The following is a 13,631-nucleotide window of genomic DNA, read 5'->3' as shown; positions in this document are numbered from 1 at the left end:
AACCTTTATTCATCAAACTAAAACGCGCATAGTATGCCAGAAATCTCAAAAAACTGCTTTAATTTCGTATTGTTTACGAATAATCTAAATCTCATGCAGGTCTACTATCAAAAATAAGGATATATTGCACTCGTGACCGAACGTATCAGCTCCCTCAATCTCATATCTAAGCCTGCTTGGTGGCATAAACCCTTACTCACATTACTGGATAAGCTGTTGGGCATTGCTAAGATGGACAAACTGTATCAAGCACACCAAATGGCAGGTTTAAGTAAAGAAGCGTTTGCCGACAAACTGCTTGAGATACAAGGGATTGATATTGCTCAAGCCGAAACATTACTTGAGCAAATTCCCGCTGAAGGCCCTGTCGTTATCGCCAGCAATCATCCTTTTGGTGGCATCGAGGGGGTGATATTGGCACGTCTTATCAGTCAAAAACGCCCTGATTTGCAAGTCTTTGCTAACCGAGCGCTAAAAGTATTCAGTGAATTAGAAGATTATTTTATCTTTACGAATCCACTTAAACAGAACGATCCCAAAAACGCGCCAAGCATCCGGCAAGCGTTGCGTCATGTGAAACAAGGTAATGCATTATTAATTTTTCCAGCCGGTCGTGTGTCATACTATCAATCCAGGTACAAAAGCATTATCGAACACGACTGGAACAAGCTGGTCTACTCGCTCACACAAAAAGCCAACGCGCAGTTTGTGCCGATATTTGTTCAGGGCTTTAATCGTCCTCTATTTTATCGTTTAGGCCGAATTTACTATCGCTTCCGCTTACTGATGCTCGCCAGAGAGTTACTGGCCAATCGCAATAGAACCATACAGATTGACTGTGGCAGAGCCATCAAACTGCCCACTTTAGCGGATCAAGAACAAGGCGCTGCGCTGGCTCGGGCATTGAGCTATGCTAACGATTCACGTTGGGACTACACTTGGCCAGCAGATACGGTAACCTCTCACAAAGCCCTTGCCGCCCCCACTCCCCCTGAACAGTTATTCAAAGAACTACAAGGGCTGCCATCTGAGCAAGCACTCGCTACAGTTGGAGAATTTACGGTGTATTGGTCGATGCAAGCGCAGACGCCTCAAATCGTAGATGAAATTGCAATGTTGCGTGAACGTGTGTTTCGCATGCACAACGAAGGCAGTGGTGAACCAAGAGATACCGATGATTTTGATGCGACTTACACCCACCTATATGTGTGGCATAACACCGAACAACGCATTATTGGCGCGTATCGCATGGGTCGTACCGATGTATTGCAAGCAGATAAAGGGCTTGAGGGATTGTATCTGCACAAAATGTTTGAGTTCGCGCCCGACTTTGCCAATCGCCAGCAACCCTGTTTAGAAATGGGGCGTTCCTTTATCATTCCCGAATACCAACGCTCACCCCAAGGGTTGTTTATGCTCTGGCGTGGTATCGGAGAATTTGCCAACGCATTTCCTCAATACCAAGTACTATATGGCACAGTCAGTATCAGTAAGCTTTACCGGCCTCAAAGCGTCAGCATCATTGAGCACGGTTTAATTGATGCACCAGAGCATGTGATTCCGCGCAATCACTTTCCATTTGCGTTACATCCACAACTCAAAGCGTATCATGACAAATATGGTCTGCGAGATGTGGTGGAGGATTTCTTAAAATGCCTCGAGGTAGACGGCAAAGGCTTACCTGTACTGGCCAAGCAATATCAGAAACTGGGAGCAAAGTTCCATGCGTTGGGCATCGATACAAGCTTTAATCATACTCCTGGATTATTGCTCAGTGTGGATCTACGACAAATCCCAGAGCGAGTCCAAAAACGATACTTAGGGAAGGTGTTGGCCGATTAAGGCTTATCCTACATTTTGCGTTCTAGGTAAGTTAACGTGGAGGGGGCATAGCCAAACTCAGGGGGCACAGTAGCATGTTGCATTTGGCGAATAATCTTGATCAACGCATAATGATGAATAGCGTGAGAAGATGCGAATACTAACTCTCGTTCAAAGTTTGATTCAACCAAGGCATCGTCTTGCTCAGAGATAGAAATTTCAGTCAAAATAGACAATGTTTCAGACAATTGGGTGGAGGTTAACGCGTTAATTTTGGACCGAATGTTATATAAAGCTTGGCTGCATGCCTCTAGTGACTTTTCCACAGAGCAAAAGCGTTTGCGTTGGTTGTAGTTCACAAATCCTTCCGCTAGTCCTGCAAAAAGATTGTCATAGTGGTCAATCACATGCCGCAAATGTTGACCGATGGAGCCACTAAAATAGGGGGATAACACTTGGGTGAAACTATTGTGATCAAGTTCGTTTAGCAAACTGATGGCTTGGTCAATGACTTCCAGGTGACTCTTGAGCATGCAAATCCTTATTTATCAGTCTCATGTTTAGACTAACACCTAGACCTTGCTTGTGCCAAGAATATTTCAATCGTGGTGCACGTATATCAGCTCTTGCACGGGATAGCCTTTATGTTTAGCTTGTTCAAGTAGCATTATCAGCGTAGTTTCTGATAAAGATGGGGTACGCGACAAAATCCAAAAATAATCACGATTCGGCCCTGTCACGAGCGCCCACTGGTAATCTGGGTCAAGTGCCATAATGACGTAGCTTGCGTAAAACGGGCCAAAAAACGACACTTTAAGATGCCCCACATCCTCTGAATCAACAAAATACGCTTTGCCAATAGCTTCATTCCAGACACCATCGACAACATGAAATCCGCGATTAAGCACGTCGATTCCACCATCCTCTCGCACTGTGTAGGTTGCACTGATTTGCTCTAACCCCCGTTCAAATGAATGATCAAGACGAGCAATCTCATACCAAGTACCTAGATACCGAGATTTATCAAAATTTTGCACCGGCGTGATGCCTTCCGGCACACTGGTGCATGCCGAAAGAAATAAAAGTAATAATAAAGGAATTAAGCGCATCGTCTGTATTGAACGGTGTTACGCTTCAAAGAACTCTCGACGCATCTCCGGGTCGGACAAGAATACGCCACCCAGAGAGGATGTTTTAGTGTATGAGTTGCTGTCTTTGATACCACGAGCTTTCACGCAATAGTGCGTGGCATTGATTGAAACCGCCACATCTTGTGTGCCAGTAAGTGCTTGCAAGGCCACCATGACCTGTTGCGTCAGACGTTCTTGGACTTGCGGCCGCTGGGCGAAAAACGCCACTAAGCGATTAATTTTGGACAACCCAATGACAGTTTGTTTAGGAATGTAAGCAACGGATGCTGTGCCATCGATCGTCACAAAATGATGCTCGCAAGTGCTGGTGAGGGAAATATCGGTTACTTGCACAGGTTGCTCGATCGACATCTTGTTTTCGATCTGAGTGATTTTAGGGAATTTGCGATAGTCTAAACCAGAAAATATCTCATCCACATACATTTTGGCGATACGTTTAGGCGTATCACACAAACTGTCGTCTTCCAGATCCAAGCCGAGGACGTCCATGATTTGGGTCATGTGCTGTTGAATCTGAGTGCGTTTTTGCTCGTCTGACAAACCGTTTTCAACCATTGGGGTTTCAAGGCCAGCGTCAATCAGGGCTTGTCTGACAAGGGCAGCTTCTTTTGTAATCGCGAGTTCTACTCCATCACGAACCACAACTGCTTCTTTTGCTAACATTTGAATGTTCCATTTTTGTATTTGTACCGCTATATACGGAACAAATCGCTATTTTGGTTTAGTAAAAATAAAAATAACCTTTGTTAATATAGATACGTATCTATATTACAAGCAACCTGCATAGTATACACTAACCCATTACATAACGCATCATATGTGATGGCGTGTATTTATCGCATTATATAAAGTTAAAGGAAGTAGATATGACAGACACAATCCTCATTACTGGCGGTGCGCAACGGCTGGGACTTGCCATGGCCCTTGATTTATTGGCACAAAGTTTTCGAGTTATTGTTACATACCGCAGTGAACGCCCGGCTCTAGAGGAGTTGCGTCAAGCCGGTGCTGAGACGGTACGGTGCGATTTTGCTCGCAACGAAGATATCACCACGCTCATTCAGCACATCAGTCAAACTTGTGAGTCATTACGCGCTATTATTCACAACGCCTCTGGTTGGGATGCCGAAAAACATACGGATGATTATCCAGCACTGCTAAACAAGATGATGCAGGTGCATGTCAGCGCGCCCTATCAGCTCAACTTAGGCCTTAAAAAATTGCTTTTAGCCCACCCCACTGGCGCAGATATCATACACATGACGGATTATGTGCAAACCAAAGGGTCGAGTAAACACATCGCCTATTCTGCTTCAAAAGCCGCGTTACACAATCTAACACTTTCCTTTGCCCAGGCCTTAGCGCCACAAGTAAAAGTAAATTCTATTGCACCTGCATTACTCATGTTTAACGAACACGATAGCGATGAGTACAAAGCGCGATCTCTCAAAAAATCTTTACTCGAAATCTGCCCTGGTGCCGGTGAGGCGGTCAAAGCGATGAATTTTTTATTTGCCAGTGATTTCGTTACAGGTCAAACTATGCACCTAGACGGCGGTAGACATTTAAAATAACGGTTTGCATAACACATGAGATTACTTCCAGAATGGGTCGAACAAGAAGCTGTCATTCTTGCTTGGCCGCACCGAGATACCGATTGGGCGGCATGGTTAGCTCGGGCGCAATCAACCTATCAAGAGATCATTACTGAGATAATCAAGCGCAACGCTAAGGTCTTGTTACTGTGCGATCCGAGTGAGATAGAACACGTCAATTCCCTATACCATGACAATGCAGACGTGCATATCATTGTGGCGAAATACAATGACACCTGGGTGCGTGATTATGGTTTTTTGACTCTAGCTGATGCGCAGGATCCCAAGCGCAAACACGCATTGGAATTTGAATTTAATGGCTGGGGGCAAAAATTCAACGCCACTCAGGACAATCAAGTTAACATCAAATACCTTGCTGATTTGTTACAGATCCCCTTGTATAGCGAACAGTGTGTTGTGGAAGGCGGTGCGTTAGAAATTGATGCTGATGGTACCTTGTTAAGTACCTTGTTTTGTCTCAGTAACCCAAAGCGTAACGGTGATATGAGTGTGGAACAGTATGAGCAATATTTTGCTGATGTACTGGGTGCCAGTCGCACGGTGATACTTGAGCATGGCCATTTGGCAGGGGATGATACTGATGGTCATATTGATACCTTGGCTCGATTCACACCGCATCTAGGGATCATTTATCAAGGCTGTGAAAATCGTCCAACTGACCCTCATTTTAGCGGATTGCATGCTCTTGGCGCTGAATTGCAGCACCATTTTCCCAAACATGAGATTATCGACTTACCTCTGCCTGACGTACGTGCCAAAGATGGTGAGCGCTTACCCGCTTCCTATGCGAATTTTTTAATTCTCAATGGCGCAGTCCTCGCACCTGTGTATCAACAACCAGAGGATGAACTGGCTCAAGCACAACTAGCCAAAGCCTATCCAAACTATGATATTGTCCCAATTGATTGCTTGGTATTAGTCGAGCAGTATGGCAGTTTGCATTGTATTTCGATGCAAGTGCCGACAGGTGTATTACACAACAACCTATTTGTTTAAGAGATCAAAAACATGAGCGCACAGACAGTCAAAATCGGCGTCGTTCAACAAGCCATCAGTGGCAACGATAAACAGCAAAACTGGGCGGAATCTGCCGCGCAGATCAGAGCACTTGCCAAAGACGGGGCACAATGCATCCTGCTCCAAGAGCTACACAGCACCTTGTATTTTTGTCAGACTGAAGAAGTGGATGTGTTTGATTTGGCCGAGCCGATTGAAGGCGAAGGTCATCTTTTTTTTGGTGCCTTAGCCGCCGAGCTCAACATTGTGCTGATTACATCCATGTTTGAAAAGCGCGCCACTGGGCTTTATCACAACACAGCCGTTGTTTACGATTGTAGTGCTGACATTGCAGGCATTTATCGCAAAATGCATATCCCAGATGATCCTGGGTTTTATGAAAAGTTTTATTTTACTCCAGGTGATCTTGGCTTCACTCCAATCGAAACCTCCATTGGTAAACTTGGAGTACTAGTGTGTTGGGATCAATGGTATCCAGAGGCCGCGCGGTTAATGGCGATGGCTGGTGCACAGATTTTATTCTATCCCACGGCAATTGGTTGGGATCGCAACGATTCAACCGATGAGCAAGCTCGACAACAGGATGCGTGGTTTACGATCCAACGTGCCCATGCTGTGGCGAACAACGTACCGGTGGTAGTAGCAAACCGAACCGGATTTGAGACCGCACCGCATGGTCAAAGCGGCATAGATTTTTGGGGATTGAGTTTTGTCGCCGGACCTCAAGGCGAAATCTTAGCCAAAGCCTCTCACGACACTCCGGAAAACTTGTTGGTTGAAGTCGACCTCGCTCGCAGTGAGCAAGTTAAGCGCTGGTGGCCGTATTTCCGTGACCGTAGAATTGATGATTACGCTGACCTAACAAAAAGATGGCGCGACTAGGGTTACTGTCAAGCTTCACCCCAGCGCACCAACATCACCTGACAAGCGCCTTCACTCTAGGCGCTAAGTGTCAGACCTCTTATACTAAGGCTGTTTAAATGCCTGCATGCTCTGACGCAATTGTATTGATTTGAGAAAAATGAGAGATTGCTGAAGTGATTATTTGTTTAAGAGCAACAAAAACGCTTTTTCTTGATAGCACAATACGGTTTGATTTGCCGAAGTGGTAAAAACCTCCTCATATACCGGATCATCTACTGATAACCCCCCAGTATAAACGCCTAATGACGGCATGATGAGCTCGTGCATACTTGCGATAAAACACTTGCCGGTCATTTGCTGACGCTTTATTGAATGGGTTAATTTGGGATGAAAGTGTCCCATGATCTGATAATTGGCTAAACCCGTGTCAGTGAGAGGCTCATGCGTAAACACAATATCTTCATATTCCCATATGCTGACTTGCTCTCCAGCAAAACCCGCTGGAATGTCTGGATCGTGATTGCCCAACACCCAGATCCATTGTTGTACCTGCTCTATCATGGCGCGAATGGCCATCGCTTCAGCATTAGATAAGCGCTCTCCAACTCGCACATCGTGAAAGCTATCCCCCAAACACAACACTGTGATAGGTTGATAGCGCTCTAGCAGTTTCTCAATCAACTCAATGGTGGCAATTGTGTCATAAGTCGGTAAGGGGTGACCATGCTGTTTGAGAAAACTGCCTTTGCCAAAATGCAGATCCGATACCACCAACAAATGGATCTCCGGTAAGTACAGAGCGCCAAGACCATCCGCGAGCCAAATCTTATTCGCAAAACGAAAAAGGGAGGCGGTATTATCGTTGAGTAATCTTTCAATCTTCTCAGACGTCATATCTATTGGGTTGCTTGGTTGTATCTTGCAAGTTGAGGGCATCTGAATCAGAGGTACGTTTGTGCGTTATCACTCCTGCAGTCATTGCGCCATTCACATTAAGCGCCGTTCGCGCCATATCAATTAACGGCTCAATGGATATCAGAAGCGCCGCCAGCGCCACCGGTAAGCCCATCGCTGGTAATACTATTAATGCAGCAAAAGTCGCACCACCGCCCACTCCGGCCACGCCAAATGAACTCACAATGATGATCCCAACCAGGCTCAAAATAAACATGGGCTGACTTGGATCAATGCCGACACTTGGTGCAATCATCACCGCAAGCATTGCTGGATAAATGCCTGCACAGCCATTTTGACCGATGGTTGCGCCCAGTGACGCAGACAGATTTGCGATGACGGGCTTCACTTTGAGTTGGTTTACTTGCGTCTCAACATTAAGTGGAATAGTCGCCGCAGAACTTCTGGAGCTAAACGCAAAAGTTAATACCGGCAATACTTTTTGAAAAAACAGCTTGGGGTTCATGCCGTTAAGCAATAGCAAACCACCGTGAATCAAGAACATGATCAAGATTGCCACATAGGAGGCGATAATAAACATGAGCAGGTCCACAATATCTGCCAGACTGGAGCTTGCGCCGACTTTGAACATCAATGCCAATACACCATAAGGCGTAAACTCAATCACCATTTTGACTAAACGCATAATCAAAGTCTGAGCGGATTTGACAAAACTGCGAAAACGAAGGCCTTGCTCTGGATCTTCTGCAACTAACTTTAAGCCCGCTATCCCCAATAATACCCCAAAAATAACCACGGCAATGATCGATGTTTTTCTCATCCCCGCCAAATCTGCAAAGATATTTTGTGGAATAAAACTGACCAAAATGGCAGGCAATGACAGCTCTGAAACCGCGTCTTGCCGTTCAATCAGCACATCTACACGAGCTAATTCACGCGCACCTTGTGTTAACCCATCGGCAGACAAACCAAACATATTTGCCACACCGATTCCCACCAATGCAGCGATGGCTGTGGTACCAATCAGGACAAATAAAATCACGCCACCATATTTGCCTAAGGAGCTGATTCGGTCCATCTCTACGACGGCAGCAAGCATTGAAATCAAAACCAATGGCATGATGATCATTTTGAGGAGTGCGACATAACCACTGCCAACCGCATTTGACCATTCCAGCGTGTGGACTACTATTGTACTGTCGTTGCCAAAGATAGCTTGCATCAAAGCTCCTCCCAAGGCTCCCACGATTAATGCAGTGAATACGCGTTTGGATAAGCTTGCTTCGCACTTTGCTAAATGACGTAACACCATACATACGACAGCAAATAAAATAAGATTGAGGATCACAAATGCCATAGCCAACTTCATACCTTGGTCTAATAATAGTTGTTCGGATTGTAGAGGATCTGAAAGAGGATGCAACGCATATCTTATAACCTATTTAACCTAAATATACCGGGATCATAACGAGGCATTTGCTAGCATTTCTCGCACTTCTGCTAACATAGACTCTGCTTCATCATATAAGGTAGCATGTTCTAGCAAGGCCTCTCGGCCTGAACCTTTGATGATCTCCGCTCGAACATTGAGCACAATTGGAATGGCCATCGGGGAGACTTTTGGCAACTCGATGAAATCAATTTTACCCACATACCGGATGAGCAAATCGGTTAGACGCTGTAAATCCAGCAGTTCTCTTTCAGCGTCTTGCTGCGTGACTTTTAACAAAATATGATCTGGATCGTGCTCGCGCAGCGTGTCATAAATCAAATCGGTCGAAAATGTGACCTGCTTCATCGTTTTGCGCGTAGCATGATGGTTTTGTTCAGTCAGCCCACTGACCATGGCTACATGGCGAAACGAGCGTTTGAGCATCGGCGAAGAGAGCATCCAATCGGCCAGTTCGTCTCCCAAAATATCTGGATGAAACAAGGATAACATTTGTGCCTCATCAATCACTTTTAATGAACAAATAGATAATCCGTAATCATTAATACTGAAACTCAGAGGTTGCAGTTTGAGTTTTTCCATGCGCTTAGTGATGAGCATGCCTAACGCTTGATTGGCTTTGCGCCCCTCAAAGGTATAAATCAAAGTGTACTGGGCTTGGCGATAAGGAAAATGTTCGATCATGATTTTGCCTAGCTGTGGAATTGCCGAAAACTCCGCTTGTAAATCCAACCATTCCCTAACTTGTATGGGTAAATCAACCCAGCGATGCGGCTCAGCTAATAGCAACCTCACCGCATCGGCCAAAAAACTCGACAACGGCATTTGTCCACCCACAAAACTTGGAATCTTGGGCTCTTTGCCTTTGCCCGGATAGGCCTCTACACACATGTCTTTGATGGTATCGAAGACCAAGCATTCTCCCGCAAATAAAAAGGTATCTCCTGGCACAAGTTGTTGAGCAAAATACTCCTCAATCTCACCGATGATTTTGCCAGTATGCGCACGACGCAAGCGTTTAACTTTCAAACGCCCCGCCTCGACGATGGTGCCAATATTTTGCCGATGTCTTAACGTGACGCGCTTTGACGCTGGCTCAAATAATCCATCCTCGCGCTTTACAAGCCTATGATAGCGATCGTAATGACTCAGGGCATAACCGCCGTCAATCGTGAATTGCCATAGTTGCATGAAGGTGTGACGTTCTAAGCCACCATACGGTGTCGCTAGTAATACCTGCTGGTAGATTTCCTCAGGAGCAACGGGGCCAGCAATGGCGCAGTTCATGATAAACTGCGGAATGATATCCAACGCGCCTTCATGATATGGCTCATGATCCATCTGATTGTGTTCAATAGCATCTATCGCACTCAACGCTTCCAGCGCTTCAAATCGATTGCCAGGTACTAATAACGCTTTACTTGGTTCATCTAACGTATGATTAGATCGACCAATGCGTTGCAATAAACGGGCAACCCCTTTGGGTGCGCCAACCTGCAAGACCAAATCCACATTGCCCCAATCGATGCCAAGCTCCAAGGCTGAGGTACACACCACCGAGCGAATCAGACCCTGCCCCATCATATTTTCGACTTTATGACGTTGTTCTTTGGCCAACGCACCATGGTATATCGCGATAGGTAACCCTTGCTCGTTAATTTCCCACAAAGATTGAAAAATCAGCTCCGCTTGAGCTCGCGTATTCACGAACACTAACGATGTGTTGGCTTGGCTGATTTCTCGATAAATGTCGGCCACCGCATACGTAGCCATGTGCCCGCCATACGGAATATCAGCGGTCGTGTGCATTAATTTGACCTGTGGTTTCACCACATTGGCCACGCGATGCACATCCACTGGCTCACCACTTGGCCCAAGCCAAGCCGCTAACACTTCTGCTTCTGCCACCGTCGCAGAAAGCCCAACACGACGATAATCTGATTTCAGTACAGATAATCTGGCCAACGCAAGCGTTGTAAAATCACCGCGTTTGTTTGCCGCGAGTGAATGCGCTTCATCAATGATCACTGTTCGCAAATGGCGAAACATCTGTTTCGCATCGGCATAGGACAAGAGCAACATCAAGGATTCAGGCGTTGTGAGTAAGATATTGGGCGGTTTCTTGCGCTGACGTTGGCGTTTGTGGCTCGGCGTATCGCCGGTGCGCGTTTCCACGGTAATATCCACGTCCATCGCATCAATGGGCGCCAATAAGTTGCGTTGAATATCATGCGTGAGTGCCTTTAATGGCGAGATATAAAGAGTGTGCAAACCCTGCATCGGTGCCTCAATGAGTTCGCACAGAGTCGGCAAAAAACCAGATAAGGTCTTACCCGCACCAGTGGGAGCAACCAATAAGGTAGAGCGGTTGTCACTCGCTTGCTTAAGCATGTGGACTTGATAGTCGCGAAGCGCCCAGCCTTTGCTGGAAAACCAGTCTTGAAGTTGTCTTGGGAGTTGTGTCTTTCGCATGTTTGTAATACGAGCAAACATAACAAAAAGGTTTAATGTTGCAATTTGCTACATTTGATTCTAGTTGCTACAATTTACATGATTTTTTACTTTTTGGAACATTTTTATGGCAACCGCAAGTGTTAGACTGGATCAAGAACTCGTTGAAAAGGCATCTATTATGGGTAAAGCGCTGAACCGTACTACTCCCAAACAAATTGAACATTGGGCAAAGATAGGTGAAATAATGGAAGATAATCCTGATTTACCTTATGAGTTTGTCAGACAAGCTATCATTGCTAAAGCTGAAAAAGAAGCTGGTAAATTGGAAAATTACGATTTTGGCTAACATTACTCAGGTACTGCAAACGCCGAGCTTCAAAAAAGCGGTAAAGAAATTACACCTCAATCAGAAGAAAGACTTAGACAAAGCCGTACAAGATTTGATGGCAAAGCCACTGTTAGGTGAACTAAAAAAAGGAGACTTATCTTTTTTGAGAGTGTATAAGTTTAAAATGGCAAAGCAACTAACCTTACTCGGTTACAGTTATATAGATGGAACATTAACATTAGAGTTAATTGCACTTGGCTCACATGAAAACTTTTATCGAGACGTAAAAAAGGGGACATAACATCCCCTCTATAAATCTAACCTAAGACCACCGCCTGATATGGCGTCAAGGTAATTTGCTCACCTTCTATTACGCAGTCTGTCGTATTATTCACTAGAACCTGAGTATGAGCTAGTAATTCAGCCAAACTCACTGTGTGCGTGTTCGCTGAGAAATTCATCAACACCAACATCGACTGCCCTTCATAGCGACGCACATATGCATAGATATCCTCGTGCTCAGCGAGCAACAGCTCATAGTCACCATACACCAATACTTTGTGCTGTTGACGCAACGCCGTTAATGCTCGGAAATGATTGAGTGGTGAAAGTGGATCGGCTTCTTGTGCTTCAACATTAATCACTGCATGGTTTTCATGCACGTTGATCCAGGGCTCTCCTGTGGTAAAGCCCGCTTGAGTTGATGCATCCCAGTGCATCGGCGTGCGGCTATTATCACGGCTATACTCAATTAAATTGCGCATGAAAGTATCCATATCCGCGCCATCTGCTTGGGCTTTTTTGTAGCCGTTAATCGCATCGATGTCCTTGTATTCTTCGATGGTCTGGAAGCGAATATTGGTCATGCCCAATTCATCCCCAAAATACGTAAACGGTGTGCCACGCATGGTCAACAAAAACGTATTGAGTAACTTAGTTGAGGCTTCGCGATGTTCGTCTGAGTCATTGCCCCAGCGCGAGACCATTCGAGACATATCGTGGTTCGCTAAGAAAATCGACAACCAACCATCTGACGAAAACGACTCATCCCAAGCTGAATAAAGCTGTTTGAATTCGAGCAGCGTATGAGGATTATCGACATTTTTGCCCAATTCAGCCCCTTCAAAATGATACGCAATTTGCAATTCATTGCGGTGAGTATCGACCAAATCATGGGCATCTTGGAAAGACGACCCAGCGCCCTCACTGACTGCAAACACATCGTATTGCGATAAAACCTCTTCATACATCTCGCGCAAGTAAGCATGAATGTTCGGTCCCATGCCGTGGTATTTGATGATGTGCTGTTTACCCTCCATGTACTCGTCTGGCAGCTGAGGAAAATCAGTGTCTTTGGATACAAACTGGAACGCGTCTAAACGGAAGCCATCGACGCCTTTTTGCGCCCAAAAGTGCATGATGTCATATACTTCTTGACGCACTTTGGGGTTTTCCCAGTTCAAATCAGGCTGTTTAACGGCAAAATAGTGTAAGTAATACGAGTCGGTTTGCTCGTCGTATTTCCATGCATCGCCGCGCTCGTCAAAATAGCTCCAGCGCCAATTAGGTTTACCCTTCTCGGCTGGCCACCAGTGATAGTAATCGCGGTAAGGATTATCGCGCGATGAACGCGACTGTTTGAACCATTCGTGCTCATCTGAGGAGTGATTCACCACCAAATCCATGATGAATTTGATGCCACGTGCGTGCAAGCCTTCAAGGAGTTCATCAAAATCCGCCATCGTGCCAAACTCCGGCATAATGGCGCGATAATCACTAATGTCATAGCCATTATCATCATTGGGCGAGGCGTAGATGGGATTGATCCACACTGACGTCACGCCCAAGCTTTTGATGTAATCCAGTTTATCAATGATGCCACGTAAATCGCCTACGCCATCACCGTTTGAGTCTTTAAAACTGCGCGGATAGATTTGATAGACAATTTGCTCTTTCCACCACTTTTGGATATGGCCTCGCGAGGCAGCATCACTGATGACTTGCATTATTTTCCT

13 protein-coding genes are annotated in these 13,631 nt (G+C 45.5%); 6 read left to right on the top strand and 7 right to left on the bottom strand.

The window, feature by feature from the left end; translation table 11 throughout:
• Positions 1-132: 132 nt before the first annotated feature.
• Positions 133-1,842 carry a lysophospholipid acyltransferase family protein gene (locus NLG07_RS04240; protein WP_254856455.1) on the top strand — a complete coding sequence of 570 codons (1,710 nt, stop codon included), beginning with the start codon at positions 133-135 and terminating at the stop codon, positions 1,840-1,842.
• 8 nt (positions 1,843-1,850) lie between these two features.
• On the opposite strand, the gene NLG07_RS04235 is transcribed toward NLG07_RS04240, so the two are convergent.
• From NLG07_RS04235 to folE, 3 genes are all read right to left on the bottom strand, one after another.
• Positions 1,851-2,354, bottom strand: coding sequence for a DinB family protein (locus NLG07_RS04235; RefSeq protein ID WP_254856454.1), 504 nt, complete (start codon positions 2,352-2,354; stop codon positions 1,851-1,853).
• Between the two features lie 66 nt (positions 2,355-2,420).
• On the bottom strand, positions 2,421-2,858 hold the full coding sequence (locus NLG07_RS04230; RefSeq protein ID WP_368501284.1) for a lipocalin family protein: 438 nt from the start codon (positions 2,856-2,858) through the stop codon (positions 2,421-2,423).
• 90 nt (positions 2,859-2,948) lie between these two features.
• The gene (folE, locus tag NLG07_RS04225) at positions 2,949-3,635 is read right to left on the bottom strand and encodes a GTP cyclohydrolase I FolE (protein ID WP_254856452.1); all 687 of its coding nucleotides are present in this window, start codon (positions 3,633-3,635) and stop codon (positions 2,949-2,951) included.
• 203 nt (positions 3,636-3,838) lie between these two features.
• On the opposite strand from folE, the gene folM reads away from it, so the two are divergent.
• Genes folM through NLG07_RS04210 form a run of 3 tightly spaced genes read left to right on the top strand, consistent with a single transcriptional unit; the run spans position 3,839 to position 6,487 of the window.
• On the top strand, positions 3,839-4,546 hold the full coding sequence (gene folM / locus NLG07_RS04220; RefSeq protein ID WP_254856451.1) for a dihydromonapterin reductase: 708 nt from the start codon (positions 3,839-3,841) through the stop codon (positions 4,544-4,546).
• 15 nt (positions 4,547-4,561) lie between these two features.
• Complete coding sequence (locus NLG07_RS04215) at positions 4,562-5,584, top strand: agmatine deiminase family protein (protein ID WP_254856450.1); 1,023 nt, start codon at positions 4,562-4,564, stop codon at positions 5,582-5,584.
• Positions 5,585-5,596: 12 nt separating this feature from the next.
• Positions 5,597-6,487 carry a carbon-nitrogen hydrolase gene (locus NLG07_RS04210; protein WP_254856449.1) on the top strand — a complete coding sequence of 297 codons (891 nt, stop codon included), beginning with the start codon at positions 5,597-5,599 and terminating at the stop codon, positions 6,485-6,487.
• Positions 6,488-6,646: 159 nt separating this feature from the next.
• Here NLG07_RS04210 and pdeM read toward each other — a convergent pair whose 3' ends face one another.
• The 3 genes from pdeM to NLG07_RS04195 all read right to left on the bottom strand — a co-directional run bounded on the left by pdeM (position 6,647) and on the right by NLG07_RS04195 (position 11,306).
• A complete protein-coding gene (gene pdeM / locus NLG07_RS04205) occupies positions 6,647-7,363 on the bottom strand; it encodes a ligase-associated DNA damage response endonuclease PdeM (protein WP_254856448.1) in 717 nt (238 codons plus the stop codon).
• Positions 7,353-8,741: an L-cystine transporter gene (locus NLG07_RS04200; protein ID WP_254856447.1), complete on the bottom strand. Its 1,389-nt coding sequence runs from the start codon at positions 8,739-8,741 to the stop codon at positions 7,353-7,355. The genes pdeM and NLG07_RS04200 overlap by 11 nt, the downstream gene beginning before the upstream one ends.
• 105 nt (positions 8,742-8,846) lie before the next feature.
• Positions 8,847-11,306 (bottom strand): ligase-associated DNA damage response DEXH box helicase, encoded by a 2,460-nt coding sequence (locus NLG07_RS04195; RefSeq protein ID WP_254856446.1) that lies wholly within the window; start codon positions 11,304-11,306, stop codon positions 8,847-8,849.
• Positions 11,307-11,412: 106 nt separating this feature from the next.
• Here NLG07_RS04195 and NLG07_RS04190 point away from each other — a divergent pair, with 106 nt between their 5' ends.
• Entirely contained in the window at positions 11,413-11,634 is a 222-nt protein-coding gene (locus NLG07_RS04190) for a ParD-like family protein (RefSeq protein ID WP_254856445.1), read from the top strand.
• Positions 11,627-11,917 (top strand): type II toxin-antitoxin system RelE/ParE family toxin, encoded by a 291-nt coding sequence (locus NLG07_RS04185; protein WP_254856444.1) that lies wholly within the window; start codon positions 11,627-11,629, stop codon positions 11,915-11,917. The genes NLG07_RS04190 and NLG07_RS04185 overlap by 8 nt, the downstream gene beginning before the upstream one ends.
• Before the next feature lie 16 nt (positions 11,918-11,933).
• Here NLG07_RS04185 and NLG07_RS04180 read toward each other — a convergent pair whose 3' ends face one another.
• Positions 11,934-13,622: an alpha-glucosidase gene (locus tag NLG07_RS04180; protein WP_254856443.1), complete on the bottom strand. Its 1,689-nt coding sequence runs from the start codon at positions 13,620-13,622 to the stop codon at positions 11,934-11,936.
• Positions 13,623-13,631 lie beyond the last annotated feature (9 nt).

It is taken from the genome of Alteromonas sp. LMIT006 (genome assembly GCF_024300645.1).
In the GTDB taxonomy this organism is placed as follows: domain Bacteria; phylum Pseudomonadota; class Gammaproteobacteria; order Enterobacterales; family Alteromonadaceae; genus Opacimonas; species Opacimonas immobilis.
The sequence above is the reverse complement of the archived record's forward strand: the minus strand, read 5'-3'. Positions and strand labels throughout refer to the sequence as shown.